We start from the raw sequence: 26444 nt of genomic DNA on the forward strand, positions 1-26444 counted from the left end.
TGACGTGAGCGGCATCGTGCAACGTGGCCTGTGGTTCGAGGAGTTCCAGGTCGGAGCACGGTACCTCCATCGCCCCGGCCGGACGGTGACACAGGCCGACAACATCCTCTTCTCCTCCCTGACCGCCAATCCGCAGGCGCTGCACGTGGACGCCGCGTATGCGGCGACCCAGCCGTTCGGACGGCCGCTCGTGAACTCCCTGTGGACCCTGGCCACGATGGTCGGTGCGTCGGTGGACCAGCTCACGCAGGGGACTCTCGTGGCCCAGCTGGGACTGGCGGACATCGCGTTCCCCGCGCCGCTGTTTCCCGACGACACGCTCTACACCGACACCGAGATCCTCGCGGCGCGCCCGTCGGCCTCACGACCGGGGCAGGGCATCGTGACGATGCGGCACACCGGCCGCTCGCAGCTCGACACGGTCGTGGCCACCGCGACGCGCACGGTCCTGATGTGGCGCGAGGATGCGGAGGGCCGATCGTGAGCGGGTTCACGCTCGGGCCCGCGCTGCTCTTCTGCCCGGCCGACCGTCCCGAGCGCTACGCGAAGGCCGCCGCCCGCGCCGACGGGGTGATCCTCGACCTCGAGGACGCCGTCGCCCCGGGAGACAAGACCGCCGCTCGTGGTGCGCTCATCGACGCCGACCTCGATCCCGACCGCACCATCGTGCGCGTATCGGCGCCGGGAACCGACGCGTTCGTGGCCGACCTGGCGACCCTCTCGCAGACCGATTTCCGCACGGTCATGGTCGCCAAGAGCGAGTCGGTGCCGGCACTGCGGGCGCTTGACCCCCGCTTCCGCATCGTCGCGCTGTGTGAGACGGCGAAGGGGGTCGCCGAGGCGGAGGCACTCGCCGCATCCGACCGGGTCGTGGCCCTCATGTGGGGGGCGGAAGACCTCGTGGCAAGTCTCGGCGGCACGTCCAGCCGCGACGGGAGCGGCCGGTACCGCGATGTGGCCCGCTACGCCCGGTCGCGGGTGCTCCTGGCCGCCCGGGCGAACGGCAAGGCGGCGATCGATGCCGTGCACCTCGACATCGCCGACGTCGCGGGGCTCCGGGCAGAAGCCGAGGACGCCGCCGCCTCCGGGTTCGGTGCGACCGCGTGCATCCACCCGTCCCAGGCGGCCATCATCCGCGCGGCCTATCTTCCCGATGCCGCCAGCGTCGCGTGGGCGGAGGGGGTGCTCCGCGCCGCGGAGAACGCGGGCGGGGTGTTCCGCTACGAGGGCCGGATGGTCGACGAACCCGTGCTCGTCCACGCCCGGCGCATCCTGGAGCGCTCACGACTCTGAGCACGCCCCGGGTCGCGGTGCCGCGCCTCCGGTGCCGCGCGCGTTCTACGCCGCGCCGACGTAGGACAGCAGCCGGATGTGGTCGCGCTCGACGAGGAACGTGTGCGCCGATCCGTTGGGGAGGCGCTCGCCCTCGGGCGGCAGTTCCTCGCCGCTGGCGTGACGGATGACCTGGCGGATGAGGGCGCCGTGGGCGACGGCGACGACCTCCGGCGCACGCGGTGCCGTGGCGATCCGCGCGTCGCGCACCACCTCGCGGATGGCGCGCACCGCGCGCTCGCGGACGTCGGGCCACGCCTCGGCGCCGGGCACCTCCGCGCCGTGCCAGGTGCCCCAGCGCTCGTGGAATTCGGCGGCGGTCAGCCCCTCCGCGTCGCCGTACGCCCGCTCGCGGAGCCCCGGATATCGCGAGGGAGCGGCGACGCCCAGGACGTCGGCGATGATGTCGGCGGTCTCGGCGGCCCGCGAGAGATCACTGGAGACCACGACGAGCGGGGTGTCGGTGTCGCGGTGCCCGGCCAGCAGCATCCCCGCCTCCCGTGCCTGAGCGCGGCCGGTGTCGTTGAGGGGGATGTCGGTCGCGCCCTGGACGCGTCCGTCACGGTTCCAGTCGGTCTCGCCGTGGCGGATGAGGGTGAGGAGCGTCACCGCACGAGTTTAACCGGGGTCAGGGGCCGGGTCGGCGGTGAGGGCCGCGCGAAGGGCGGTGAGCACCTCGCTCGTGCCGGCGTCGATCTTGACCGTCGCGCGCGCGTCGGCGCGGGTCTCGCCGCGGTTGATGATCACCACGGGGATGCGGCGCCGCCGCGCCCGCTCGACCAGACGCATCCCCGAGTTCACGACGAGGGAGGACCCCGCCACGACCAGGGCACCGCTGGCGTGCAACAGCTGCTCGGCCTCCCGGAACTTCTCCGCGGGGATGAACTCCCCGAAGAACACCACATCCGGCTTCAAGGTCCCCCCGCACACCGTGCAGGCGGGAATGCGGAAGCCCTCCACGGTCTCGGGGCGGACGTCGCCGTCCGGTCCGAGTGGCAGGTCCTGATCCACCCGCAGCCACGGGTTGTCCGCCTCGATCCGCTCGGCGAGGTCGCGCCGGTCGAACACCTGGCCGCAGTGCGTGCAGAACACGCGCCGCATCGTGCCGTGGAGTTCCACCACCCGGCGGCTGCCCGCGCGGATGTGCAGCCCGTCGACGTTCTGCGTGATGACCCCCGTCGCCACGCCCGAGCGCTCGAGGTCCGCGATGGCGGCATGACCGGCGTTGGGCTGTGCCCCGGCGAAGGTGCGCCACCCCAGATGGCTGCCCACCCAGTAGCGGCGTCGAGCGTCCTCGCCGGCGAGGAACTGCTGCGCGGTCATGGGGGTGCGCACCGGCGCGCCCGCCCCGCGGTAGTCGGGGATTCCCGAGTCGGTGGACACCCCCGCGCCCGTGAGGATCGCGAGGCGGCGTCCGGCCAGAGCGTCCACCGCACGGCCGAGCGCAGCCGACGTCGCAGCATCCTGCGCGAACACAGCAGCCACGGGCCCACCTCCGCCTCCGAGTGTAGGCGTGCGGCGGCGGGCCGCCGCCCTGCTGGCAGAGTGAGAACATGCGCACGATCGAGATCACGGATGCCGCCGACCCGCGGCTGGGCGACTACCGCGACCTCACCGACGTCGCCCTCCGCCGCGTGCGCGAACCGGCCGAGGGGCTCTACATCGCCGAGTCGGCAAAAGTGCTCGCGCGTGCCCTCGCCGCCGGTCACCGGCCGCGGTCGCTGCTGGTGCAGGAGAAGTGGATCGACGACGCGCAGGAGCTGATGTCCACGGTCGAGGGTGCCGGGGATGCGCCGGTGTACGTGGTCTCGGAGGAGATCGCGGCGCGGGTGACCGGTTACGCGGTGCACCGTGGCGTGCTGGCGGCGATGCACCGGCCCGCCCTCAGGCCGGTGGCCGAGGTGGTCGCCGGTGCGCGCCTCGTGGTCGTGCTCGAAGACATCGTCGATCACACCAATGTCGGAGCCGCCTTCCGCAGCGTCGCGGCGTTGGGGGCCGATGCCGTGCTGGTCACGCCGCGGTGCGCCGACCCGCTCTACCGCCGGAGCGTCCGCGTCAGTATGGGGACGGTGTTCCAGGTGCCGTGGACGCGTCTTCCCGAATGGGATGCGGCGGGCCCGCTGCTGCACGAGGCCGGGCTGCACCTGGCCGCGCTCGCCCTGTCGGACACAGCGGTGCCCCTGGACGAATTCGCCGCCTCCCGCCCCGGCCGCGTGGCGCTCCTCCTCGGCGCCGAAGGCGACGGCCTGAGCCGTCGGGCGCTCGCGGCGGCGGACACGATCGTGACCATCCCGATGGCCGGGGGAGTGGATTCCCTCAACGTCGCGGCGGCATCGGCCGTCGCCCTGTGGGCCCTGCGCCACTAGCCCCGGGGGTGCGGGTCCTCGCTGGTCGCGTCAGAAGCCCCGGCCACGGGCGGCGGCACGGGCGGCTTCCTCCGCCTCCGCCTCATCCGCCCCGTGGGCCAGGGCGGCTGCGGCGGCAGCAGCAGCGGCGGCGACCGGAAGCGGCTCAGGGCGTTTGGGCGTGACGAGGTCGCCCGAGGACTTGTGACGCAGGCGCCGGAGCACCCATGGCATGAGGTGCTCGCGCGCCCACACGAGATCGTGGGCGCGGGCGGCCCGCCACGTGGTCCTGGGGAGCGGGTCGGGCTGCATCGGCTGCAGGTCGTTCGGGACGTTCAGGGCGCGCAGCACCATGCGCGCGACCTCATGGTGCCCGAGGGAGTTGTAGTGCAACCGGTCGTCGGTGAAGAACCGCATGTCCTGCACCACCTTCAGACCCCACTGGTCGGCCACGACGCAGCCGTAGGTCTCGGCGATCGCGCGGACGTTCTCGTTGTAGATCGCGACCTTGCCGCGGATGCCGCGGAACACGGGCGTGAAGTTCGTGTCGATGCCGGTGAACACCACCAGCGTCGCCCCGTCGCGGGTGAGGTGCACCACGGCGTCTTCGAACTGCTGGGCGACGGCATCCGGATCGGTGCCCGGGCGGATGACGTCGTTCCCACCGGCGGAGAGGGTGATGAGGTCGGGCCGAAGCGCGAGGGCCGGCTCGATCTGGTCCGCAGCGATCTGCGCGATGAGTTTTCCGCGCACCGCGAGGTTGGCGTACGCGAAGTCGTCGGCCTGGGCGGCGAGCACCTCGGCGACCCGGTCGGCCCAGCCGCGGAATTCGCCGGGGGAGCCGGGTTCGGGGTCGCCGACGCCCTCGGTGAAGGAGTCGCCGATCGCGACGTAGCGGCGCCAGGGGTGGGCTCCGGGGTGCGTGGTGACGGGGGCGTGGTCGGGGACGTCGGGGTCTGTCGTCATCGTTCCTCCGGGCGACAGGCTACCCCTCCCACCCGGGCCACCGGCTACCCCTCCCACCCGCGCGGAGAGGTCGGCGGCATCGCCTAGGGTAGTGAGTCGCGTCGATCGGAGAGGGGAGGAAACGTGGACGAAGACCCGGTCCTCACCCCCGAGAATCCCCTGGGGAACGAGGCGCACTTCGGCAGCTTCGCGGCCGAACACCTCTCACCGACCTATCCGCAACGCGCGCCGTGGGGAACGGCCCAGCGCCTGCGTGCGTGGCAGGCCGAAGCCCTCGACACCTACTTCGGCCTCGACGGCCCGGACGGCGTGGGGAAGGGCCCGCGCGACTTCCTCGCTGCGGCCACCCCCGGCGCCGGCAAGACGACGTTCGCGCTGCGCCTGGCGAGCGAGCTCGTGCGGCGGGGCGTCGTCGATCGGATCGTGGTGGTCGCCCCCACGGAGCACCTGAAGACCCAGTGGGCGGATGCGGCGGCCCGCGTCGGCATCCGGCTCGACCCGTCCTTCAGCAACCGGCATGCGGCACCCTCCCGGCAGTACCACGGGGTCGCCGTCACCTACGCGCAGGTCGCCGTCAAGGCATCCGTGCATCACCGCCTGACGCTCGATGCGCGCACCCTCGTGATCCTCGACGAGGTGCACCATGGCGGCGACGCACTCAGCTGGGGCGATGCGCTGCGCGAGGCGTACAGCCGCGCCACCCGCCGGCTGCTCCTGTCGGGCACCCCCTTCCGCAGTGACACGGCCCCGATCCCCTTCGTCGAGTACCACCCCGACGCGAAGGGCATCCGGGTCTCGCGCACCGACTTCGCGTACGGGTACCGCCGGGCGCTGGAAGACGGCGTCGTGCGCCCCGTCCTGTTCCTCGTCTACGCCGGGCAGATGCGGTGGCGGACGAAGGCCGGCGACGAGATGGAAGCCCAGCTCGGCCAGGACAACACCAAGGACATCACCGCCCAGGCATGGCGTACCGCGCTGGATCCCCACGGCGAGTGGATCCCCGCGGTGCTCCGCTCGGCCGATCGGCGCCTCACGGAGGTGCGCGAGCACATCCCCGACGCCGGCGGCCTCGTCATCGCCACCGACCAGACCGCCGCGCGCGCCTACGCCGCGATCCTCGCCGACCTCACCGGGGAGCCGCCCACCGTCGTCCTCTCCGACGAAGCCGAGGCCTCCACGCGCATCGAGCAGTTCTCCCAGAGCACCAGTCGATGGATGGTGGCGGTGCGCATGGTGTCGGAGGGGGTGGACGTGCCTCGCCTCGCGGTGGGCGTGTACGCCACGTCCGCGGCCACCCCGCTGTACTTCGCCCAGGCGATCGGGCGCTTCGTGCGGGCGCGGCGGCGCGGCGAAACGGCGAGCGTCTTCCTCCCCAACGTGCCGATCCTCCTCGCCCTCGCCGGCGAGCTGGAGCGTCAGCGCGACCACGCTCTGGACCGCGATTCCGACGACGACCAGTGGAACGCCGAAGAAGACCTCATGGACGCCGCCGAGCGTGACGAGAAGGCATCCGACGGCCTCACCGAGGAGTTCGCCTTCCAGGCGCTGGGGTCCCGCGCCCACTTCGACCGGGTCATGTACGACGGCAAGGACTTCGGCCAGCTGGCGCTGCCGGGAACCCCCGAGGAGGAGGAGTTCCTCGGAATCCCCGGGCTCCTGGAGCCCGACCAGGTTCACGAGGTGCTGATGTCGCGCGTGTCACGCCAGTCGCGTCACCGCACGTCACGCGAGGCGCGGGAGTCGCGCTCGTCGCCCGAGACGACAGCCGAACCCCCCGAGGCGACCCTGCCGCAGCCGCTGCACCGCACCCTCAAAGAGCAGCGGCAGCTCCTCAACAGCCTCGTCGGTCTGTATGCGCGGCAGACGGGCGAAGCGCACGGACTGGTCCACGCGGAGTTGCGGAGGGTGTGCGGGGGCCCGGCCGTCTCGCACGCCACCGTGGCGCAACTGCAGGCCCGCATCGACGTGCTGCGCAGGCGCGTCCACTCGTGACACAGGAGGCGCGCCGTCTCCCGCCGTCCTGGGCGCTTCGGATCCCCGAAATGCTGGCAGTTCCGACCCCGGCAGCGGACAGCCGGGTGCGCATGGATAGCGTGGAAGCATCCCACCCCGAACGGAGCCTTCGTGACCCGCGCGCCCGCCGCACCCACCGACCGAGACCGTCGCCGATGGGCGCGCTACCTCGTCGATGAGCGTGCCGAGGCCCGCGTGTACCGGGAGCTCGCCACGCGTCGGAGCGGCGAGGAGCGGGCGATCCTCCTGGCCCTCGCCGAGGCCGAGGACCGACATGCCGCGCACTGGCTCGATCTGCTCGGCGACGAGCTCCCGCGCCTGCCGCGCCCGGGCGCGGGCACTCGCGTACTGACCTGGATGGCGCGCCGGTTCGGATGGCTGTTCGTCCTCGCCCTCGCCCAGAACGCCGAGGGACGCTCGCCGTACGACGACGAGCCGTACGCGACGGCCGCGATGGCCGCGGACGAGAAGGTGCATCACGAGGTCGTGCGGGGGCTCGCCGCCCGGGGCCGCCGCCGGCTCTCCGGCACCTTCCGCGCGGCGGTCTTCGGCGCGAACGACGGACTCGTCTCCAACCTCGCGCTGGTGATGGGGATCGGCGCGGCCGGGGTGGCGCCCGGGTTCGTCCTGTTCAGCGGAATCGCCGGGCTCCTCGCCGGTGCGCTCTCGATGGGCGCGGGCGAGTTCGTCTCCGTGCGGTCGCAGCGGGAGCTGCTCCAGGCCACCGAACCGAACGAGTACGCCGACGACGCGTTGCCGCACCTCGACCTCGACGCCAACGAGCTCGCGCTGGTCTACCGCACGCGCGGACTCCCCGTCGACGAGTCCCTGGAGCGCGCGCGCCGCATCGTCTCGGCAGCGCAGGTGTCCGGCCGCGGAGCCGTGCGCGCCGGGGAACCCGAACCGGGCGATGCGCACGAGATCGTCGGCAGCGCGTGGCGCGCGGCGTCCTCCAGCTTCCTCTTCTTCGCCTCCGGTGCGATCATCCCCGTCCTGCCGTGGATCTTCGGGCTTTCCGGACTGGCCGCCGTCGCCGTGGCCCTCGTGCTGGTGGGCGTGGCGCTGCTCGGCACGGGTGCGACGGTGGGCCTCCTCTCCGGAGCATCCCCGCTCCGCCGCGCGCTGCGCCAGTTGCTGATCGGCTACGGCGCCGCCGCCGTGACCTACCTCGTCGGACTCGCCTTCGGCGTGAGCCTCGGCTGATCGCCGGTCAGATGTGCCCGAGCGCGAGCATCGCGTCGGCGACGTGGATGAACGCGGAGATGTTCGCTCCGGCGACGTAGTCGCCCGGGACGCCGTACTCGTCCGCGGTCTCGAGGCACCGGTCGTGGATGGAGCGCATGATCTGCTCGAGCCGCTCCTCCGTGTGCGCGAACGTCCACGAGTCGCGCGAGGCGTTCTGCTGCATTTCGAGCGCACTCGTGGCCACACCACCGGCGTTGACGGCCTTACCCGGCGCGAACTGCACGCCGGCCTCACGCAGCGCCCGGATCGCCGCCGGGGTCGTGGGCATGTTGGCGCCCTCGGCCACGATGCGGCACCCGCCGCGGGCCAGGGCCCGAGCGCCGTCGGCGTCCAACTCGTTCTGCGTCGCACACGGGAGCGCGATATCGCACGGCACGTCCCAGATCGATCCGCCGGCGACGAACTGCGCGCCGGGGCGCTCGTCGGCGTAGTCGCTCATGCGTCCGCGCCGGGCGTTCTTGATCTCCTTCAGCAGATCGAGATCGATGCCGCCCTCATCCATGACGAATCCGGCGGAATCCGAGCACGCGATGACCGTGCCCCCGAGCTGGTGCACCTTCTCGATCGCGTAGATGGCGACGTTCCCCGAGCCCGACACGACGACGCGCTTGCCCTCCAGACCGTCGCCGGCACCGCGCAGCATCTCGTCGACGAAGAACACCACGCCGTACCCGGTCGCCTCGGTGCGCACCTGCGATCCGCCCCACGTGAGGCCCTTGCCGGTGAGAACGCCCGACTCGTAACGATTCGTGATGCGCTTGTACTGACCGAACAGGTAGCCGATCTCGCGGCCGCCGACCCCGATGTCGCCGGCGGGGACATCGGTGTGCTCGCCGAGGTGGCGGTACAGCTCGGTCATGAACGACTGGCAGAACCGCATGATCTCGCCGTTCGAGCGGCCCTTGGGGTCGAAGTCGCTGCCGCCCTTCCCGCCGCCGATGGGCATGCCGGTGAGGGCGTTCTTGAAGATCTGCTCGAACCCGAGGAACTTCACGATGCCCAGGTACACGCTCGGGTGGAAGCGGAGGCCGCCCTTGTAGGGGCCGAGCGCGGAGTTGAACTCCACGCGGAACCCGCGGTTCAACTGCACGCGCCCCGCGTCATCGGTCCACGGCACGCGGAAGATGATCTGGCGCTCGGGCTCGCACAGCCGGCGGATGATCTCGTCGTCGGCGTACTGCGGATGCTTCGCCACGACGGGAGCGAGGCTTTCGAACACCTCGCGCACGGCCTGGTGGAACTCCGCCTCCCCGGGGTTGCGGCGGACGACCTCGTCGTAGACGGGGATGAGGCTGGGCTCGAGAACGGACACGGATGCTCCTTCCGGTGGTGCTCTGCCGCACGCGACAGGCGCGCCGGGAACGGGGCCCGCCGCCATCGACGCTATCCGCCCGCCGCGATCCGGGAAACCACCCCTGCACGCCGGCCCTCCCGGCCGGTCGCCCCGGCGCGGGGGGAATGCGAAAAGGGCCCCTATCGGGACCCTTTTCGTTCTGTGCGCGAGGGGGGACTTGAACCCCCACGCCCTATACGGGCACTAGCACCTCAAGCTAGCGCGTCTACCTATTCCGCCACCCGCGCATGGGTGTATCGGTTTCGCAACCGAAGATCGAGATTAGCACGTCGGCGCAGGGCGTCGATAATCGCCCGTCCCCCCTCGGGGACCGACGGCGCTCGAGGAGGGGCCCCGGCGCAACACGGGGCGGACTCGCGCGACCGGTAGCGTAGTCGGCATGGCACCGAGCTCGTCCGACTACCCCGAAGTCGCCCGAATCGCCTCCGAACTGATCCGCTTCGATACGTCGAACTACGGCGGCGGCCGCGCCGAGGGCGAGCGTGAGGCGGCCGAGTACGTCGGCGCCTATCTGGAGACGCTCGGACTGCGGCCCGAGTACTACGAGCCCATCCCGCGCCGTACCAACGTGATGGCGCGCGTGCCGGGACGTGATGCGCACAAGCCCGCGCTCGTGCTGCACGGGCACCTCGATGTGGTCCCCGCGATCGCGGAGGACTGGAGCGTCGACCCGTTCGCCGGTGAGATCCGTGACGGGCTCCTGTGGGGCCGCGGCGCGGTGGACATGAAGAACATGAACGCGATGATCCTCACGTCCGTCGCCGACATCCTCCGTTCCGGCGGCCAGCCCGAACGCGACCTCGTGCTGACGTTCTTCGCCGACGAGGAGAACGGGGGCATCGAGGGTTCCGGACTGGTCGTGCGCGACCGCCCCGAATGGTTCGCCGGCGCGACCGAGGCCATCAGCGAGGTCGGCGGGTACTCCATCCCGATCGGCGATCGCCGCGCGTACCTGCTCCAGGTGGGGGAGAAGGCGCTCATCTGGATCAAGCTCGTCGCGCGAGGTCGCGCCGGGCACGGCAGCCGCGTGCACCCCGACAATGCCATCACCGCGCTCGCGGAAGCCGTCGCCGCCCTCGGGCGGACGCCGTGGCCGGTACGTCTGACCGACACGACCACCCAGTTCCTCGACGCTCTGGCCGACCTCACCGGCGGCGACCGCGCCGATCCCGACGCCCTCGCCGAGCGCACGGGCGCCGCCGCGGCATTCCTGCGCTCGACGCTGCGTACCACCGCGAACCCCACCGGGCTCACGGCCGGGTACAAGCACAACGTCATCCCCGACCGCGCGGAGGCGCTGGTGGATGTCCGCGCCCTGCCGGGGACGGAGGATGCCGTCCTCGCCCAGATCTCCGAGATCGTCGGCCCCGGGGTCGAGGTGGAGCTGGTCCACCGCGACATCGGCCTCGAGGTACCGTTCGCCGGCGACCTCGTGGACGCGATGGTGGCGGCACTGGACCGCGCCGACCCGGGCGTGCCCGTGCTGCCGTACCTCCTGGGCGCCGGCACCGACAACAAGGCGCTGGCCGGCCTCGGCATCTCCGGCTACGGATTCGCGCCCCTGCGGCTGCCGGCCGACCTCGACTTCACCGGCATGTTCCACGGCGTGGATGAGCGGGTGCCCGTGGACGCTCTCGAATTCGGCCGGCGCGTGCTCACCGATCTCCTGCGGACTTACTGAAAGGCGCGCATGCACGTTCTCGAGGCCATCATCCTGGGGCTCGTGCAGGGACTGACGGAGTTCCTGCCGATCTCCTCGAGCGCGCACCTGCGTATCGTCGGTGAGATCCTGCCTTCGGCCACCGACCCCGGCGCGACGTTCACCGCGATCACCCAGATCGGCACCGAGCTGGCGGTGCTCGTGTACTTCTGGGGCACCATCGTGCGGATCATCTCCCGCTGGGCCCAGTCACTGGCCGGCCGGGTGCCCCGCAACGACCCGGACGCCCGGATGGGGTGGCTCATCATCATCGGGACCATCCCGATCGGCGTGCTGGGGTTCGTGTTCCAGGACGTCATCCGCGACACCTTCCGCAACCTCTGGCTCGTCGCCATCGTGCTCATCGTCTTCGGCCTGCTGCTGGGGGCCGCCGACCGCTGGGGCAGGCGCAACCGGGAGCTCGACACCCTGACCTACCCGCACGGCATCGCCTACGGCTTCGCCCAGGCGCTCGCCCTGGTCCCGGGCGTGTCGCGCTCGGGGGCCACGACGACCCTGGGTCTCGCGCTGGGGTACACCCGCCCCGCCGCAGCGGAGTATGCGTTCCTCCTGGCCGTGCCCGCCGTTTTCGGCAGCGGCTTCTACGAGCTCCTGCAGAGCTTCGAGTCGCCGGGCGGACCGTACAACCTGGCGGAGACCGGGATCGCCACCGTCGTGGCGTTCGGGGTGGGGCTGGCCGTGATCGCCTTCCTCATGCAGTACATCAGGCGGCGGAGCTTCCTGCCCTTCGTGATCTACCGCGTGGTGCTGGGCGTCGTGCTGATGGTGCTGCTGGCCACGAACGTGCTCCAGCCGTACTGACGCGCCGGCTCAGCGACGCGCCGGCTCCGCGACGAATCGGATCAGCGGCGGGGTGGCTCGTCGCGGCCGGGCTTGCCGGGCCCATCGGTGCGGCGCCGCAGGTAGCGCTCGAACTCCTGCGCGATGGCGTCGCCGGATGCTTCGGGGGAGTCCCACGTGTCGCGGGTGCGCTCGAGCTGGTGGATGTACTCCGTCATCTCCTCGTCATCCGCTGCCGCGGCGTCGATGGACGCCTCCCACGCGGCCGCTTCGCTGGCCAGGTCGCCGCGCGGCACCTCCGCGCCGGTGAGGTCTTCGAGCCGGTCCAGCAGCGCGAGCGTCGCCTTGGGCGAGGGCGTGTGACCGGCCACGTAGTGCGGCACGCTGGCCCACAGGCTCGCGGAGGGGATGCCCGCGGCATCCGCGGCAGCCGACAGCACGCTGAGGATTCCGACGGGGCCTTCGTAGCTGCTGCGCTCGAGCGACAGCTCATCGCGGAGGCGCTCGTTCTCGCTCCCGGCGAAGACCGAGATGGGGCGGGTGTGCGGCACGTCCGACATCATCGAGCCGAGCGAGACGATCCCGGTGATGTCTTCGCGCAGCGCGATGTCGACCAGCTCGTTCGCGAAGGCCTGCCACGCTCGCGCCGGTTCTGCCCCGGTGAGCAGCCACAGCTGCGTTCCGCTCCGGGAGGGCTGAGCGGGCTTGTACAGCGTGGCCGCCGGCCAGCGCAGGGTGCGGTGGCCTTCACCGTCGGTGACGATGTGCGGCCGCGTGTACTGGTAGTCGAAGTACAGCTCGGGGTCGACGGAGAACACCGGCTCGTACCCGCCCTGCTCGCGCAGAAGCGTCACCGCGGCCGAGGCGGCCTCGCCCGCGTCGTTCCAGCCGTCGAACGCGGTGACCAGAACCCGGCGACCCAGTGCGTCCACGCAACCTCCTCAGCCCTGCCACGCGATCCCTCCAGGATAGGCGCATCGCGCGCCGGGCGGGCCGGACCGGGTGGGGGACCCCCATCCCTCCTCGATACGATGGACGGATGACTTCGCCCCTGCCCGCCGCCGTCCTGTGGGACATGGACGGCACCCTCGTGGACACCGAGCCGTACTGGATGGCGGCCGAGACCCCGCTCGTGGAGAGCTTCGGCGGGACGTGGTCGCACGAGCAGGCACTGCGCCTGGTGGGGATGGGGCTGGAGGATTCCGCGCGGATCTTCCAGGACGCGGGAGTGCGGATGAGCGTGCCCGACATCATCGATCACCTCACCGACGACGTCATGGCGCGCCTGGCCACCACCGGGGTGCCGTTCCGGCCCGGAGCCCGAGAGCTGCTGGCCGATCTGAAGGCCCAGGGAGTGAAGACCGCACTCGTGACGATGTCGATGCGGCGCATGGCCACGAGCGTGGTGGATCTGATCGACTTCGATGCCTTCGACGTCGTCGTCGCGGGCGATGACACGACACGGCCCAAGCCCTACCCCGATGCGTACCTGCAGGCGTGCGCCGCGCTCGGCGTCGATCCCGCCGACACCGTCGCGATCGAGGACTCGCCCAATGGCCTGCGCGCTGCCCTGGCCAGCGGCGCCGTGTCCCTCGGGGTGCCCCTGATGCTGTCGTTGACCGGTGTCGGCGCGCACGCCCTGTGGCCGAGCCTGGAGGGCCGCACCACGGACGACCTCCGCGCGCTCCACGCCGCACACGCGGTCGGGCAGGAGGCGGCCCGATGAGCGAGATCCCGCACCTGAGCGGCCCGTTCCGCATCGGCGACCGCGTGCAGCTCACCGGCCCGAAGGGGCGCCTGCACACGATCACCCTGCGCGAGGGCGGAGAGTTGCACACCCACAACGGCGTGCTTCCGCACGCGAGTCTCGTCGGTCAGCCGGATGGCAGCGTCGTGACCAACAGCGCCGGCCACGAGTACCTCGCCCTCCGTCCGCTGCTGCGCGACTTCGTCATGTCCATGCCGCGGGGAGCGGCGATCGTCTACCCGAAGGATGCCGCCCAGATCCTGGCGCAGGCAGACATCTTCCCCGGCTCCGTGGTCGTGGAAGCGGGGGTCGGTTCCGGCGCGCTCGCCCTGTGGCTCCTCCGCGCGATCGGGCTGAGCGGGCGGCTGGTGTCCTTCGAGCGCCGCGAGGAGTTCGCCGAGGTGGCGCGCGCGAACGTCGAGACGTACCTGGGCGCCCAGCCGTCGACGTGGCAGCTGATCGTGGGGGATCTGGTCGAACAGCTCCCCGGATCCGTGGCTGCCGGCTCGGTGGACCGCGTGGTGCTCGACATGCTCGCCCCGTGGGAGTGCATCGACGTCGTCGCCGACGCGCTGACCCCCGGCGGGGTGGTGCTCTGCTACGTCGCGACCGCCACCCAGCTCAGCCGGGTTGCCGAGTTCATCCGCGCCACGGGCCTGTTCACCGACCCGGATGCGAGCGAGACGATGGTGCGCGGCTGGCATGTCGAGGGCCTCGCCGTGCGTCCCGACCACCGGATGGTCGCCCACACCGGGTTCCTCCTCACCGCGCGGCGGCTCGCGCCGGGGGCGGTGCCGCCGGAGGTCAAACGGCGCGCATCCAAGAGCAGCTACGGCGATGACGATGTCGAGCTGTGGACGCCCGGAGCCGTCGGAGACCGGGAGATCACCGACAAGAACCTGCGTAAGCGCGTGCGGGAGGCCCAGCGTGCCGCCGAAGGAGTGCGGCAGGCGGGCGAGCGGGGCGCCGAGGAACCCACCCCCTAGACTGTTGCGGTGCGTAGAACTCCCGCTCTCCTGGCCGCCACGACCCTCCTCGCCGTCGGTCTCGTCGGATGCTCGGGGACACCGGACGAGTCGTGCAACCCGACCATGCGCAACGCTTCCGCCCTCGACGCCGTGGAGGTCTCCGGCTCGGGTGACGGAGAGCCCACGGTGGACGTCCGCACCCCCTTCCGCGTCGGCTCCACCGCATCGAAGGTGCTCGAACAAGGCGACGGCACCGAGATCGTCGACGAGGATCAACTGGTCGTGCTCGACATCACCGTCGCCGGGGGAGATACCGGCGAATCCGTGATCGCCACTCCGTACAGCGGCGATCTGACCCGGGTGTTCACGCTGTCCGAGTGGTTGCAGGGATTCCCGGGGCTGGTGAGCGCGCTCGACTGCGTCACGGAGGGTTCGCGGCTGGTCGTGGGCCTCGCGCCCGACGACCTCGCCGAAGGCGCAGCGCAGAGCATCGGGCTCGGCGAGGACGAGTCGGCGGTCGCCGTGGTCGACGTGCGGAAGGTCTACCTGCCCAAAGCCGAGGGCGCCGACCAGTTCACCGAGGGCCATGGCCTCCCCACCGTCGTGCGCGCCCCCGACGGGCGACCGGGCATCATCGTGCCCGACGCCACGCCGCCCGCCGATGTCGTGGTCGAGGTGATCACGCGCGGGGACGGCCCGGAGCTGACCGCCGACGACGTCGCCCGCGCCCACTACACCGGCGTCGTGTGGCAGACCGGCGAGGTCTTCGACACGACGTGGGATTCCACGCCGGCGGAGGTGTCGCCGGAGACCCTTCCCCCCGCGGTGGTCTCGGCCCTGGAAGGCCAGACCGTCGGCTCGCAGGTGCTCGTGGTGGTCCCTCCGGGCGAGGCGTTCGGCGACGAGTCGCAGGGCGCCATCCCCGGCGGGTCCTCCCTGATCTACGTGATCGATCTGCTCGGCATCGACGGCTGACGCCCCGGGTGGCTGCTCCTGCCCCGGCAGGGGCGAACGTAGGATGTGAGGGTGCCTACGCGACCGGTGAAGAACGCTCCTGAGGAGCGTCTGGTGAACCTCGTCGTCGCGCTCATGGCCACCGAGCAGGGACTGACCAAGGACACCATCCTGTCGTCGGTGGCCGGCTACCGCGAGCAGGCCGAAGGCGGCGCATCCAAGGATGCGCTGGAGAAGATGTTCGAGCGCGACAAGGAGAGCCTGCGCGGGCTCGGAGTGCCGATCGACACGATCGGCGACTACGCCGATCCGGACGACCTGCGCGAGGCGCGCTACCGGGTGCCCACCGCCGAGTACGCCCTGCCAGCCGACATCACCTTCACCCCGGCCGAGGTCGCGCTGCTGAACATCGCCGGGAGCGTCTGGGGCTCGCAGTCGATGTCGGTCGATGCCCGCAGCGGCCTCCGCAAGATCCGGGCCCTCGGCATCCCCGTGGACGAGCCGATCATCGGCTACGCCCCGCGGATCAGCCTGCGCGATCCGGCGTTCCCGGCTCTCCAGGCCGCGATCGAGCAGAGCCGCGTCGTCACCTTCCCGTACCTCCGGCCCGGCGACACCGCCCCGCGCTCGCGTCGCGTGCGCCCGCTCGCGCTGGTGGAGTACGAGGCGCGCTGGCACGTGTTCGGCTACGACGTGAACATCGACGCCGAGCGCACGTTCCTCCTCTCCCGCATCGTGGGCGAGGTCGAGCTCACTCGGGAACGCTTCGACGCGACCCAGCGCGAGGGCGCGGGGGAGAAGGCACTGTCGGGTCTGCAGGCGGTCGCGGCCTCCCAGACCGCCCTGCTGGAGGTGCACCCCGGTACCGAGGCCGCGCTGAGGCTGCAGCGACGGGCGACCCCCGCCGACCAGGGCATCCGGGTGCCGTACGTCGACGTCCATGTCTTCGCCGAGGAGCTCGCCTCCTACGGACCCGAGGTGCGGGTCGTCGAACCGGCCGAGCTTCGCGAGCAGGTCGTCCGCCGCCTGGAAGCGACCCTGGCGCTGCACGGAGGCGTCGCATGACGGCGCGTAAGCCGATGCTGGCCACCGACCGCGCCGCGCTCATGCTGCAGCTCGTGCCCTACCTCATCGGCAAGGGCGAGGTGTCGATCGTCGAGGCGGCCGACGAGTTCGAGGTGACCCCCGAACAGATGCGGGTCTTGGTGGAGAAGCTCACGGTCATCGGCCTGCCCGGCGACGGCGGGTTCTGGCAGCTGCCGAACGACCTGTTCGACATCGACTGGGACCTCCTGGACTCGCGCGATGTCATCTCGATCACCAACAGCGTCGGTCTCGAACGCTCTCCCCGCCTCACCGCGCGCGAAGCGGCCGCCCTGCTCGCCGGTCTCCAGCTGGCACGGACGCTGCCCGGAGCCGGCACGAACGAACTCATCACGGGACTTCTCGCCAAGCTGGCGCGCGGCGCGTCGGCGGCTCCGGCTGACGTGATCGTGGCGACAGGACCGGTCGACGACGTGCGCGACGTGGTCGACGAGGCCCTGCGCTCGCGCGTCGCGGTGTCGTTCACCTACAAACCGCCGGATGCGGCCGCCACGACGCGCACCGTCGACCCGGTCAAGGTGCACATCGCGAACGGCTCGTGGTATCTGCAGGGGTGGTGCCACCTGCGCCGGGCGATGCGCACGTTCCATCTCGAGCGCGTGAGCGACCTCACCCTGACGGAGATCCCGATCACCCACGGGGCCGAGCCGGTTCCCGACCTGTTCCAGCCCGGCGAGAACGACGTCGTGGTGCGTATTCGCTTCCCCTCGGCCATCGCACCGCTCATCGGGGACTACCTGGACCGGGCCCGCACGGAGACGGCCGGCGGCACGACGACGGCGGTCCTGCAGGTGGCCGACGAGCACAGCCTCAAACGCCTCGCCGCCCGACGCGGGGGTGAGGTGGAGATCCTCGATCCGCCCGCCGCGCGCAGCGCCGCAGCATCCTGGGCGCAGGCCGGGCTCGCCCAGTACCGCGGCCGGGGCTGACCGCCGCACCGCCGCGCTAGGACCGCCGCGGCGGCCCGGGAGTTACACTGGGGGAATCCCGTAATCCTCGAGGAGATCTCATGCTCGGCAACTTCACCGGATGGCACCTGCTGATCGTCCTCGCTGTCATCCTGCTTCTGTTCGGCGCGGCCAAGCTGCCCGCCCTCGCCAAGAGCATGGGCCAGTCGGCCCGCGTGTTCCGCGGCGAGATCAAGGAAATGAAGCGGGAGGACGCCGTGGAGACGGGCACTTCCGATCGTCCCGGCGCGCCCACGGCGACGAACAGCACCGCGGACCGGCCCGGCGGGACGCCCAACTCGTCTTCCTGACCGGTCGTGGTCACGACCGATCCGCCACGGGTGGGAGAACAGCCCGGCACACCGCGACGGGGTGATCGCCGCATGTCGCTCGGCCAGCATCTGGTCGAGCTGCGGAGGCGACTGATGATCGCCGCGGCGGCGCTGCTGGTGGGCATGGTCGTCGCGTTCTTCATCACCGACGGCGTGATCGACGTGCTCACCGAGCCGATCCGCACCGTCGCCGCCGACCGGGGCACCGACCTGGTCGCCCTGAACTTCGACACCGTCACCTCCGCGTTCGACATGCGGATGCGGATCGCCTTCGCGATCGGCCTGCTGCTGTCCGCGCCCGTCTGGCTGTGGCAGATCTGGGCGTTCATCATGCCGGGCCTCACCGGTAAAGAGACCCGGTACACGGTCGGCTTCGTCGCCGCCGCCGTGCCGCTGTTCTTCGGGGGGTGCGTGGTGGGCGTGGTCATCATGCCGCACATCATCGAACTGATGGCCACGTTCGTGCCCGATCAGGGCGCCCAGCTGTTCACCGCCGTCACCTACTACGACTTCGTGTTCAAGCTGCTGATCGTCATCGGCGTCGCCTTCGTGCTGCCCGTCTTCCTCGTCGCCCTGAACCTCGCCGGCGTCATGAGTGGCAAGGCGATCCTGAAGGGATGGCGTGTGGCCGTGCTGGTGGCGACCATCTTCGCCGCCCTCGCCACCCCCGCCGCCGACGTCATCAGCATGCTGATGCTGGCGGGCATCCTCGTCGTGCTCTTCTTCGCCGCCGCGGGACTGTCCCTTCTCTTCGACCGCCGCCGCCGTCGCCGTGATGCCGCCCTCCTGCCGCCGGAGGCGACGCCATGAGCACCCCGAGTCCCGCCGAACGATTCGCCCGCGCCTCCCAGCGCGCGCAGCATCCCCTCACCACCGCGTTCGGCGCCGCCCAGCGGTTCGACCTCGACGAGTTCCAGATCGCCGCATGTCAGGCTCTCGAAGAGGGCCGGAGCGTTCTCGTCGCCGCCCCCACGGGTGCGGGCAAGACCATCGTGGGCGAGTTCGCGGTGCACCTGGCGATGAACGAGCCGGGGGAGAAGGCGTTCTACACCACGCCCATGAAGGCGCTGTCGAACCAGAAGTTCCGCGAACTGGTCGAGGTCTACGGCGCCGACGAGGTGGGCCTTCTCACCGGGGACACGAACATCAACGCGTCGGCGCGGATCGTGGTGATGACCACGGAGGTGCTCCGCAACATGCTCTACGCCGATTCCTCGGCGCTGCGGGGCCTCCGCTACGTCGTGATGGACGAGGTGCACTATCTCGCCGACCGATTCCGCGGCCCCGTGTGGGAAGAGGTCATCCTGCATCTCCCGCCCTCGGTGCGGCTCGTCTCGCTCTCGGCGACGGTGTCCAACGCCGAGGAGTTCGGCGACTGGCTCGACACGGTGCGCGGCGACACGCAGGTGATCGTGTCGGAGGTGCGTCCGGTGCCGCTCGAGCAGCATGTGCTCGTCCGGGGCGACCTGCTCCCGCTGTTCGACGACCGCGCGGGAGTCGCCACCGCACAGGTCAACCAGGAGCTGATGCGGATCCGGTCGGGGTCGGGGTCGACGTACGAGAACAACCGGCGGGCGCAGTCCTACCGGTCGGCACAGCAGACCGGCTCCGCGCCGCACGGCCGGCGCCCGCCGCGGGGCGGGCAGCGTCCGGTGCGCTCGGCCAACGTCCAGCGCGTCGAGCGTCTCGACCGCCCGGAGGTCGTCGGGCTCCTCGAACGCGCCAACCTGCTCCCGGCGATCTTCTTCATCTTCAGCCGGGCCGGGTGCGACGCGGCGGTGCAGCAGATGCGCCGGGCGAAACTGCGGCTGACCACGGAGGAGGAGCGCCGGGAGATCCGCGAGATCGTCGAGGAGCGCACGCGGACTCTCCGTGACGAGGATCTGGCGGTGCTCGGGTTCTGGGAGTGGCGGGAGAACCTGGAGCGGGGCGTCGCCGCCCACCACGCGGGGCTCCTCCCGGCCTTCAAAGAGGTCGTCGAGTACCTCTTCCAGCGCAAGCTCGTCAAAGCCGTCTTCGCGACCGAGACCCTCGCGCTGGGCATCAACATGCCGGCCCGCACCGTGGTGCTGGAAAAGCTGGAGAAGTTCAACGGCGAAGCCCGGGTGGCGATCACGTCGGGGGAGTACACGCAGATCACCGGCCGCGCCGGTCGCCGCGGCATCGACGTCGAAGGTCACGCCGTCATCCAGTGGACCGAAGGTCTCGACCCGCAGGCGGTGGCGGCTCTCGCCTCGCGCCGCACCTACCCGTTGAACTCGAGCTTCCGCCCGACCTACAACATGGCCGTGAACCTCCTCGACCAGTTCGGCCGGCCACGCTCGCGCGAAATCCTGGAGTCGTCGTTCGCGCAGTTCCAGGCCGACCGGTCCGTGGTCGGCCTCGCCCGCCAGGTGCGCGAGAACGAAGAATCCCTCGCGGGGTACGAGAAGGCGATGACGTGCGACCGCGGGGACTTCCGCGAGTACTCCGCCATCCGCCGCGACCTCTCCGAAGCCGAGAAGCTGAACCGCCGCGACGCGACGGCATCCCGTGCCACCCGCGAGCAGCGCCTGCGCGAGATCGCGTCGCTGCGCAAGCGGATGCTGCGGCACCCGGCCCACTCGTGCCCCGACCGCGAGAACCACGCGCGGTGGGGCGAGCGGTACTGGAAGCTCAAGCGCACGACCGACAAGATCCGCGCGCAGATCCAGACCCGCACCGGCACGGTCGCCCGCATCTTCGATCGGGTCGTGGACGTTCTCACCGAACTGCAGTACGTCGCGGTGGACGAGGACGGCGCCACGCGCCTCACGCCCGCCGGACGGACGATGCGGCGCATCTACGGCGAACGCGACCTGCTCGTGGCCGAATCGCTTCGCTGTGGCCTGTGGACCGGACTGGATGCCCCGGCCCTCGCGGCGATCGCCTGCTCGCTGGTCTACGAGCCGCGCCGCGACGACGCCGGCCCGGGGGAGTACGGGCTGCCGCGCGGCGCGTTCCGTCCCGCGCTGGATGCCACCCAGACGCTGTGGCAGGAGCTCGACGACCTCGAGCGCGAGCACCGGCTCCCCGGCACCGAGCCGATCGCGGCGGGGCTGGCCAGCGCCATGCACCAGTGGACCCGCGGCGCACCGCTTGACCGGGTGCTCGCCGACGCCGATATGGCGGCGGGCGACTTCGTGCGCTGGGCCAAGCAGACCATCGACCTGCTCGACCAGCTGTCGCTGGTCGCCGACGCCCCCGTAGCAACGGTGGCCCGCCGCGCGCTGGACGGCGTGCGCCGGGGCATCGTGGCCTACTCCACCGTGTGACACAGCCGGTAGTCAGCATCCCGAAGCTATGGTCGAATCCGTGCCCGCCCCCCGCCCGCTGCTGCCGCTGTGGGCAGCGGTGCTCACGGCGGGCGTGGGCGGTCTCGCGCTGGATGCGGCCTTCCCCGACATCGGCTGGTGGCCCCTCGCGTTCGTCGGAGTCGCGTTCGCCCTCGCGTCGCTGATCGGCCGGAGCGTCGGCGGTGCGCTGCTGGTGGGAGCCGTCTTCGGCGCCGCCTTCTGGTTCGTCCACGTCTCGTGGACCACCCGCTACCTCGGGGTCATCCCGTGGTTCGGTCTGGCCGGGGCAGAGACCGTGTTCTGGGCGGTGGGCTCCGTGCCGATCACCCTCGCGTACCGGTGGCTTCCGCGGGTCCTCCCGGGGCGGTGGTCGCGTCTGCTCCTCCTGCCGGTGCTCGTGGCCGGTCTGTGGACGATGCGCGAGCTCGTGATGGGCTCGTGGCCGTACACGGGATTCCCATGGGGGCGCATCGGGATGAGCCAGTCCGAAAGCCCCCTGGGCTCGCTCACGTCCTGGGTCGGCGTGACCGGGCTGACCTTCCTCATGGTCGCCTTTGCCGCGGCGGTGCTGGAATGGGCCCGGATCGGGCGGTTCCGCGACGTGCGGACGGCCCTCCCCGCCGTGGCGCTGGCCGTCGTCCTCGTCGCCGTCCCCTCCTTCCCGACCGCGGCGGCCGGGACGCTCCGGGTGGGAAGCGTCCAGGGGAACGGACCGACGGGGTACTTCGACCCGCGCGGACCGGGAGACGTCCTCAACGCGCAGCTGGAAGCGACGTCGCCGCTGTTCGGCGAGGAGTTGGATCTCCTGGTCTGGCCGGAGGGGGGCGTGGATGCCGACCCCCTGACGAACGCGGGAGCGGAGCGCACGCTGGACGCCCTGGCCGAACGCGTCGGCGCGCCGTTGCTGGTCAACGCCGCCACGGCCCGTGGCGACGACGTCTTCAACACCTCGATGCTGTGGACCGCGGGCGAAGACGCCCCGCAGCTCCACGACAAGACGCATCCGGTGCCCTTCGGCGAGTATGTGCCCGACCGGTGGTTCTTCCAGGCGGTCGCGCCCGACCTCGTCGGTCTCATCGGTCGGGAATACTCGCCGGGGACCAACCCGCCGGTGGTCGATCTCGGCGGGATCGCCATCGGCCTGGCGATCTGCTTCGACGTCATCTACGACGACGTGCTGTGGGACGGCGCGCGCGAGGGCGCTCAGCTCTACGTCTTCCAGACGAACAACGCCGACTTCCGCGATACGGACGAGAACCTTCAGCAGCTGGCCTTCGCGCGGATGCGGGCCATCGAGACGGGGCGGGCGGTGGTGAACATCTCCACGGTCGGCACGAGTCAGGTGATCGCCCCGGACGGCAGCGTCATCGACGCTCTCCCGGCGGGTGAGGCGGGCACCATGCTCACCGAGGTGCCGCTGCGGGAGGGGCTGACGCCCGCCGTGGTCCTCGGATCCGCCCTGCAGGCGATCATCGGGTGGGGGAGTGTGCTCGCCCTCGCCGCCCTCGGCGTCGCCGCCACGCTCCGGACACGTCAGCGGGTGGCCCACGACCGATGACCTCGCCGGGAGCGGAACACCGGCGGAGACACGACGACGCCGACCCCGAAACGGGGCCGGCGTCGGTGGTGCCTGGACTCAGGCTGAGATCTTTTCCGTGGCATCTCCGCCACCGCGGCGCGCGCGGATGTAGGCGAGACGCTCTTCGAGAAGCTCTTCCAGCTCGGGCATCGTGCGCCGCTCCAGGAGCATGTCCCAGTGCGTGCGGGCGGCCTTGTCTTCGCTGTGGTCGACGGTGGCGGTGCCCTCACCGATGCGAAGCAGCGCCTCGGCGCCGCACGTGCGGCACTCCCAGGACGGGGGTACTTCCGCGTCGGCGGCGAACGTCAGTGTCGTGTCACGTCCACAGGACGTGCAGGTGTAGATGTGCTGTGCGCGGTCGTGGAACACGACGCCCTCTTCGCTTTGTAGGCTCTGGGCGCCGAGTCGGACTCCGCGCAGACTGCGGTCTGCCATTTTATGGTCCTCTCGTCGCTGTCCAGGTATAACGTTCTGACCTGGGCGATCCATCCGAACGGGCGCGCGTCGTCGCGCATTCACAGAGGATGCTCAGCGGGAGTGGTCACGCGACGAGGGTCAGCGCCACATCGGCGCGATCGGTCACGAGGCCGTCCACACCGGTCGCGAGCAGACGCTCCATGTCCGACAGGTCGTTCACGGTCCAGACATGGACCTCCACGTCCCTCGCGTGGGCGGCGTCGATCAGGCGAGGAGTGAGGACCCGTCTCCCGCGGTGCCGCTCCGGAATCTGCAGGGCGTCCACTCCGCGCAGCGCGGCATCCACGCCGCGGCGGCTCCGCACGGCGAGCGCCGCGAGAAGCTGTGCGAGCACGCGGGATCCGGGTGCGGTCGCCGGGAGGATCGGGGCACCGGCCCGTTCGGCGGCGGCGAGCGCGGCACGGCGACGCGCGTCCGAGAAGCTCGTGAGCAGCACCCGCTCGGCGTGCGGGGCGACCAGCCGTCCGACCGCATCCTCCGTACCGGCGACCTTCACGTCGAGGTTGAACCGCAACGTCGGGAACGACTCCAGCGCCTGCTCGAGCGTGAGCAGCCCGCCTCGCTCCGCGAGCATCTCCATCAGTTCGGGCAGGGCCACCTCCGCCACGCGGCGGGGATCGTGGGCCACGCGGGTCAGATCCTCGTCGTGCAGGAGCACCACGACGCCATCGGAGGTGAGGTGGCAGTCCGACTCGATGTACTCCACCCCCGTGGCGTGAGCCGCCGCCACGGCGGCGAAGGAATTGTCCACGACGCCGGAAGCGGCAGCATCCGCGGTGAGCAGTCCTCGGTGAGCGAGGATCCGCGGCGTTCGGGTGCCGCGGAGGTAGGGATGGGTCACGACGATTCACGCCCCGCCGAGATCGCCCGACCCGGCCGGCATCGTGGAGCGCGCCTGCGCCGCGATGTCATCGGCCGCTGCGGCCGCTTCGCGCGCGGCCTCGACGGCCTCGTCCGCTCCGCCGCTTCGGGGCGGGGGAGTACGCGGCGAACGGCGGAGATCCGCTCCGCTCTGCCGCCCGCCGAAGGCGTCCCCGATCCCCTTCAGGGCCTCCGTCAGTTCGCTCGGGATGATCCACAGCTTGCTCGACGGGCTCTCGCTGATCTTCGGGAGGGTCTGCAGGTACTGGTAAGCCAGGAGCTTCTCGTCCGGGTCTCCGGCGTGGATCGCGGAGAAGACCATCTGGATCGCTTCGGACTCTCCCTGCGCGCGCAGCACGGCGGCCTGCTTGTCGCCTTCGGCTCGGAGGATCTCGGCCTGCCTGCGGCCCTCGGCCTCCAGGATCTGCGACTGCTTGGATCCCTCGGCCGTGAGGATTGCCGCCCGCCGGTCGCGCTCGGCGCGCATCTGCTTCTCCATCGAATCCTGGATGGAGTGCGGTGGGTCGATGGCCTTGAGCTCCACGCGGCCGACGCGGATGCCCCATTTGCCGGTTGCCTCATCCAGCACCACGCGCAGCTGGCCGTTGATGTTGTCTCGGCTGGTGAGCGCCTCTTCCAGGTTCAGCCCGCCGACGACGTTGCGCAGCGTCGTGGTGGTCAACTGCTCCACCGCACCGAGGTAGTTGGCGATCTCGTAGGTGGCGGCCCGTGCGTCGGTCACCTGGAAGTAGACGACGGTGTCGATCGAGACGACGAGGTTGTCTTCGGTGATGACCGGCTGCGGGGGGAAGGAGACCACCTGCTCGCGCATGTCGATGAGCGGACGGACGCGGTCGATGAAGGGGACGAGGAGGTTCAGGCCCGGCTGGAGCGTCTTGTGATAGCGGCCGAGACGCTCCACCACCCCCGCCCTGGCCTGCGGGATGATGCGGATGGCGCGGAAGAGCACCACCACGACGAAGACCAGGACGGCGACCGCCAGCGCCCAGCCGATGACGGCCGGGATGACCTCTTGTGCGGTCATTCGGGGACCTCCTCAGGTCGGGGGTGGACGTACGCGGTCGCGCCGTCGATCCGCGCGACGCGCACCGGCGTGCCCGGCTCGATCTCGCCCCGTGCGTCGCTGCGTGCCGTCCAGACGTCGCCGTTGGCGAGCTTCACCTGACCGGTGACGGTCGTGACGGTGGCGAGCACCCGGCCCTCCAGGCCCAGGAGCGCCTCCATGTTCGACGGGCTCGTGTCGGATGCGCGGTGGAGTCGTCGCAGGAGCGGTGGCCGGAGGGCGAACAGCAGGACCGCCGCGACGCCGGCGGCCACGATCACCTGCAGCCAGAGCGGGGCGCCGAGGAGATCGGCGCCGAGGCCGGCCAGTCCGCCGACCGACAGCATCAGGAAGGTCAGGTCGAGGGTGAGCATCTCCACGACCAGGAAGATCAGCATCAGCACCACCCATCCGATCCATGCCCACTGGCCGATGGTCTGGAGCAGCTCCATGGTGCGCCTCCTTGCCCGCAGACGGTCCCACGCACGGTCGTGCGCGGGCACGGATTGGTAGGGTCGAACAGCCCGCGCGAACGGCCGCCGCGGTGCAGGAAACCGCCGACTTCAGGAGCTCCCCGTGTCCCAGATTCTCCCGCCCGACTCGCTCCGCGGCAAGACCGCCCTCGTCACAGGGTCGTCCCGCGGGATCGGCGCGGACACCGCGCGCTACCTCGCCGAGGCCGGTGCGAACGTCGTGATCAACTACCGCAACAAGGCGCCCCGCGCCGAGAAGCTCGCCACGGAGCTCCGCAGCCTCGGGGTGCAGGTGCTGGTGGTGGGAGCAGACCTCACCGATCCCGCCTCCGTCGAGGCGATGGCCTCGGAGGTGGAGCGGGCGTTCGGAGCCCTCGATGTGCTCGTGCTCAATGCGTCCGGCGGCATGGAGGCGGGGATGGGCGAGGACTACGCGCTCCAGCTGAACCGCGACGCGCAGGTGCGGGTGCTCGAGGCGGCTCTGCCGCTCCTCGGGGACGGCGCCCGCGTGGTGTTCGTCACGAGCCACCAGGCCCACTTCATCCGGACCACCCCCACGATGCCGGAGTACGAGCCGGTCGCCCTGTCCAAGCGTGCCGGGGAGGACGCCCTGCGCGAGTTCATCCCCGAGCTCGCCGAGCGCGGCATCGGATTCGTCGTGGTCTCGGGAGACATGATCGAGGGGACCATCACGGCGACCCTGCTCGAGCGCGCGAACCCCGGAGCCATCGCCACGCGCCGCGAGTCGGCGGGGCGGCTCTACAACGTCGCGGAGTTCGCCGCCGAGGTCGCGCGCGCGGCGATCGAGCCGATACCGGCTGACAACACGCGTCTCATCGGCGACACATCGTCCTTCGAACCCGAGTGAGC

Annotated in this window: 26 protein-coding genes and 1 tRNA gene; 17 read left to right on the top strand and 10 right to left on the bottom strand. The window is 71.2% G+C overall.

Features of this window, described 5'->3' with window-relative positions:
- The first annotated feature begins 4 nt into the window (after positions 1-4).
- Together AC2DFQ_RS02680 and AC2DFQ_RS02685 are read left to right on the top strand one after the other, a co-directional pair.
- Positions 5-484, top strand: a complete 480-nt coding sequence (locus tag AC2DFQ_RS02680; protein ID WP_484532865.1) for a MaoC family dehydratase — start codon at positions 5-7, stop codon at positions 482-484.
- On the top strand, positions 478-1293 hold the full coding sequence (locus tag AC2DFQ_RS02685) for an HpcH/HpaI aldolase/citrate lyase family protein (protein WP_484533125.1): 816 nt from the start codon (positions 478-480) through the stop codon (positions 1291-1293). The genes AC2DFQ_RS02680 and AC2DFQ_RS02685 overlap by 7 nt, the downstream gene beginning before the upstream one ends.
- Before the next feature lie 45 nt (positions 1294-1338).
- On the opposite strand, the gene AC2DFQ_RS02690 is transcribed toward AC2DFQ_RS02685, so the two are convergent.
- Together AC2DFQ_RS02690 and AC2DFQ_RS02695 are read right to left on the bottom strand one after the other, a co-directional pair.
- Entirely contained in the window at positions 1339-1941 is a 603-nt protein-coding gene (locus AC2DFQ_RS02690; RefSeq protein WP_484509374.1) for a histidine phosphatase family protein, read from the bottom strand.
- A 9-nt stretch (positions 1942-1950) separates the two neighbouring features.
- Entirely contained in the window at positions 1951-2817 is an 867-nt protein-coding gene (locus AC2DFQ_RS02695; protein WP_484509373.1) for a Sir2 family NAD-dependent protein deacetylase, read from the bottom strand.
- 68 nt (positions 2818-2885) lie between these two features.
- Here AC2DFQ_RS02695 and AC2DFQ_RS02700 point away from each other — a divergent pair, with 68 nt between their 5' ends.
- On the top strand, positions 2886-3698 hold the full coding sequence (locus AC2DFQ_RS02700; RefSeq protein WP_484532866.1) for a TrmH family RNA methyltransferase: 813 nt from the start codon (positions 2886-2888) through the stop codon (positions 3696-3698).
- Between the two features lie 30 nt (positions 3699-3728).
- Here AC2DFQ_RS02700 and AC2DFQ_RS02705 read toward each other — a convergent pair whose 3' ends face one another.
- Positions 3729-4643: an SGNH/GDSL hydrolase family protein gene (locus AC2DFQ_RS02705; protein ID WP_484532867.1), complete on the bottom strand. Its 915-nt coding sequence runs from the start codon at positions 4641-4643 to the stop codon at positions 3729-3731.
- 159 nt (positions 4644-4802) lie between these two features.
- Between AC2DFQ_RS02705 and AC2DFQ_RS02710 the strand changes: the two genes are divergently transcribed.
- A complete protein-coding gene (locus tag AC2DFQ_RS02710) occupies positions 4803-6635 on the top strand; it encodes a DEAD/DEAH box helicase (protein WP_484533126.1) in 1833 nt (610 codons plus the stop codon).
- Positions 6636-6767: 132 nt separating this feature from the next.
- The gene (locus tag AC2DFQ_RS02715) at positions 6768-7859 is read left to right on the top strand and encodes a VIT1/CCC1 transporter family protein (protein ID WP_484532868.1); all 1092 of its coding nucleotides are present in this window, start codon (positions 6768-6770) and stop codon (positions 7857-7859) included.
- A gap of 7 nt (positions 7860-7866) precedes the next feature.
- On the opposite strand, the gene gdhA is transcribed toward AC2DFQ_RS02715, so the two are convergent.
- Positions 7867-9213 (bottom strand): NADP-specific glutamate dehydrogenase, encoded by a 1347-nt coding sequence (gdhA, locus tag AC2DFQ_RS02720; RefSeq protein WP_484509369.1) that lies wholly within the window; start codon positions 9211-9213, stop codon positions 7867-7869.
- A 184-nt stretch (positions 9214-9397) separates the two neighbouring features.
- A tRNA-Leu gene (locus AC2DFQ_RS02725) sits at positions 9398-9482 on the bottom strand.
- A 152-nt stretch (positions 9483-9634) separates the two neighbouring features.
- Between AC2DFQ_RS02725 and AC2DFQ_RS02730 the strand changes: the two genes are divergently transcribed.
- Positions 9635-10936, top strand: a complete 1302-nt coding sequence (locus tag AC2DFQ_RS02730; RefSeq protein ID WP_484509368.1) for a M20/M25/M40 family metallo-hydrolase — start codon at positions 9635-9637, stop codon at positions 10934-10936.
- 9 nt (positions 10937-10945) lie between these two features.
- Complete coding sequence (locus AC2DFQ_RS02735; RefSeq protein WP_484509367.1) at positions 10946-11776, top strand: undecaprenyl-diphosphate phosphatase; 831 nt, start codon at positions 10946-10948, stop codon at positions 11774-11776.
- A 41-nt stretch (positions 11777-11817) separates the two neighbouring features.
- On the opposite strand, the gene AC2DFQ_RS02740 is transcribed toward AC2DFQ_RS02735, so the two are convergent.
- Positions 11818-12687 carry a PAC2 family protein gene (locus AC2DFQ_RS02740; RefSeq protein ID WP_484509366.1) on the bottom strand — a complete coding sequence of 290 codons (870 nt, stop codon included), beginning with the start codon at positions 12685-12687 and terminating at the stop codon, positions 11818-11820.
- A 107-nt stretch (positions 12688-12794) separates the two neighbouring features.
- Here AC2DFQ_RS02740 and AC2DFQ_RS02745 point away from each other — a divergent pair, with 107 nt between their 5' ends.
- From AC2DFQ_RS02745 to lnt, 9 genes are all read left to right on the top strand, one after another.
- Positions 12795-13481, top strand: a complete 687-nt coding sequence (locus AC2DFQ_RS02745; RefSeq protein ID WP_484532869.1) for an HAD family hydrolase — start codon at positions 12795-12797, stop codon at positions 13479-13481.
- On the top strand, positions 13478-14488 hold the full coding sequence (locus AC2DFQ_RS02750) for a tRNA (adenine-N1)-methyltransferase (RefSeq protein ID WP_484532870.1): 1011 nt from the start codon (positions 13478-13480) through the stop codon (positions 14486-14488). Before AC2DFQ_RS02745 ends, AC2DFQ_RS02750 begins: the two co-directional genes overlap by 4 nt.
- 9 nt (positions 14489-14497) lie before the next feature.
- Positions 14498-15445 (top strand): FKBP-type peptidyl-prolyl cis-trans isomerase, encoded by a 948-nt coding sequence (locus tag AC2DFQ_RS02755; protein ID WP_484509363.1) that lies wholly within the window; start codon positions 14498-14500, stop codon positions 15443-15445.
- A 51-nt stretch (positions 15446-15496) separates the two neighbouring features.
- Positions 15497-16489 (top strand): helix-turn-helix transcriptional regulator, encoded by a 993-nt coding sequence (locus AC2DFQ_RS02760; protein WP_484509362.1) that lies wholly within the window; start codon positions 15497-15499, stop codon positions 16487-16489.
- Positions 16486-17457, top strand: coding sequence for a helix-turn-helix transcriptional regulator (locus AC2DFQ_RS02765; protein WP_484532871.1), 972 nt, complete (start codon positions 16486-16488; stop codon positions 17455-17457). The genes AC2DFQ_RS02760 and AC2DFQ_RS02765 overlap by 4 nt, the downstream gene beginning before the upstream one ends.
- Before the next feature lie 80 nt (positions 17458-17537).
- Positions 17538-17786, top strand: coding sequence for a twin-arginine translocase TatA/TatE family subunit (gene tatA / locus AC2DFQ_RS02770; protein ID WP_484509360.1), 249 nt, complete (start codon positions 17538-17540; stop codon positions 17784-17786).
- Between the two features lie 72 nt (positions 17787-17858).
- Entirely contained in the window at positions 17859-18617 is a 759-nt protein-coding gene (gene tatC, locus AC2DFQ_RS02775; protein ID WP_484509359.1) for a twin-arginine translocase subunit TatC, read from the top strand.
- The gene (locus AC2DFQ_RS02780; RefSeq protein ID WP_484532872.1) at positions 18614-21100 is read left to right on the top strand and encodes a DEAD/DEAH box helicase; all 2487 of its coding nucleotides are present in this window, start codon (positions 18614-18616) and stop codon (positions 21098-21100) included. Before tatC ends, AC2DFQ_RS02780 begins: the two co-directional genes overlap by 4 nt.
- 28 nt (positions 21101-21128) lie before the next feature.
- Positions 21129-22679: an apolipoprotein N-acyltransferase gene (gene lnt / locus AC2DFQ_RS02785; RefSeq protein ID WP_484532873.1), complete on the top strand. Its 1551-nt coding sequence runs from the start codon at positions 21129-21131 to the stop codon at positions 22677-22679.
- A gap of 78 nt (positions 22680-22757) precedes the next feature.
- On the opposite strand, the gene AC2DFQ_RS02790 is transcribed toward lnt, so the two are convergent.
- The 4 genes from AC2DFQ_RS02790 to AC2DFQ_RS02805 form a co-directional block, all read right to left on the bottom strand.
- Positions 22758-23135, bottom strand: coding sequence for an RNA polymerase-binding protein RbpA (locus AC2DFQ_RS02790; protein ID WP_484509356.1), 378 nt, complete (start codon positions 23133-23135; stop codon positions 22758-22760).
- A 106-nt stretch (positions 23136-23241) separates the two neighbouring features.
- A complete protein-coding gene (locus tag AC2DFQ_RS02795) occupies positions 23242-24018 on the bottom strand; it encodes a glycerophosphodiester phosphodiesterase family protein (RefSeq protein WP_484509355.1) in 777 nt (258 codons plus the stop codon).
- A gap of 6 nt (positions 24019-24024) precedes the next feature.
- On the bottom strand, positions 24025-25083 hold the full coding sequence (locus AC2DFQ_RS02800) for an SPFH domain-containing protein (protein WP_484509354.1): 1059 nt from the start codon (positions 25081-25083) through the stop codon (positions 24025-24027).
- On the bottom strand, positions 25080-25553 hold the full coding sequence (locus tag AC2DFQ_RS02805) for an NfeD family protein (protein WP_484532874.1): 474 nt from the start codon (positions 25551-25553) through the stop codon (positions 25080-25082). Before AC2DFQ_RS02805 ends, AC2DFQ_RS02800 begins: the two co-directional genes overlap by 4 nt.
- Before the next feature lie 124 nt (positions 25554-25677).
- Between AC2DFQ_RS02805 and AC2DFQ_RS02810 the strand changes: the two genes are divergently transcribed.
- Positions 25678-26442: an SDR family oxidoreductase gene (locus tag AC2DFQ_RS02810; protein WP_484509352.1), complete on the top strand. Its 765-nt coding sequence runs from the start codon at positions 25678-25680 to the stop codon at positions 26440-26442.
- Positions 26443-26444 lie beyond the last annotated feature (2 nt).

It is taken from the genome of Microbacterium sp. Z11_20 (assembly GCF_057197605.1).

Bases quoted from the DNA above. Each gene is read 5' to 3' on its own strand.
- AC2DFQ_RS02700 (WP_484532866.1), top strand. From the start codon at position 2,886: ATGCGCACGATCGAGATCACGGATGCCGCCGACCCGCGGCTGGGCGAC.
- AC2DFQ_RS02705 (WP_484532867.1), bottom strand. From the start codon at position 4,643: ATGACGACAGACCCCGACGTCCCCGACCACGCCCCCGTCACCACGCAC.
- AC2DFQ_RS02730 (WP_484509368.1), top strand. From the start codon at position 9,635: ATGGCACCGAGCTCGTCCGACTACCCCGAAGTCGCCCGAATCGCCTCC.
- AC2DFQ_RS02735 (WP_484509367.1), top strand. From the start codon at position 10,946: ATGCACGTTCTCGAGGCCATCATCCTGGGGCTCGTGCAGGGACTGACG.
- AC2DFQ_RS02745 (WP_484532869.1), top strand. From the start codon at position 12,795: ATGACTTCGCCCCTGCCCGCCGCCGTCCTGTGGGACATGGACGGCACC.
- AC2DFQ_RS02750 (WP_484532870.1), top strand. From the start codon at position 13,478: ATGAGCGAGATCCCGCACCTGAGCGGCCCGTTCCGCATCGGCGACCGC.
- AC2DFQ_RS02765 (WP_484532871.1), top strand. From the start codon at position 16,486: ATGACGGCGCGTAAGCCGATGCTGGCCACCGACCGCGCCGCGCTCATG.
- tatA (WP_484509360.1), top strand. From the start codon at position 17,538: ATGCTCGGCAACTTCACCGGATGGCACCTGCTGATCGTCCTCGCTGTC.
- tatC (WP_484509359.1), top strand. From the start codon at position 17,859: ATGTCGCTCGGCCAGCATCTGGTCGAGCTGCGGAGGCGACTGATGATC.
- AC2DFQ_RS02780 (WP_484532872.1), top strand. From the start codon at position 18,614: ATGAGCACCCCGAGTCCCGCCGAACGATTCGCCCGCGCCTCCCAGCGC.
- lnt (WP_484532873.1), top strand. From the start codon at position 21,129: ATGGTCGAATCCGTGCCCGCCCCCCGCCCGCTGCTGCCGCTGTGGGCA.
- AC2DFQ_RS02790 (WP_484509356.1), bottom strand. From the start codon at position 23,135: ATGGCAGACCGCAGTCTGCGCGGAGTCCGACTCGGCGCCCAGAGCCTA.
- AC2DFQ_RS02800 (WP_484509354.1), bottom strand. From the start codon at position 25,083: ATGACCGCACAAGAGGTCATCCCGGCCGTCATCGGCTGGGCGCTGGCG.
- AC2DFQ_RS02805 (WP_484532874.1), bottom strand. From the start codon at position 25,553: ATGGAGCTGCTCCAGACCATCGGCCAGTGGGCATGGATCGGATGGGTG.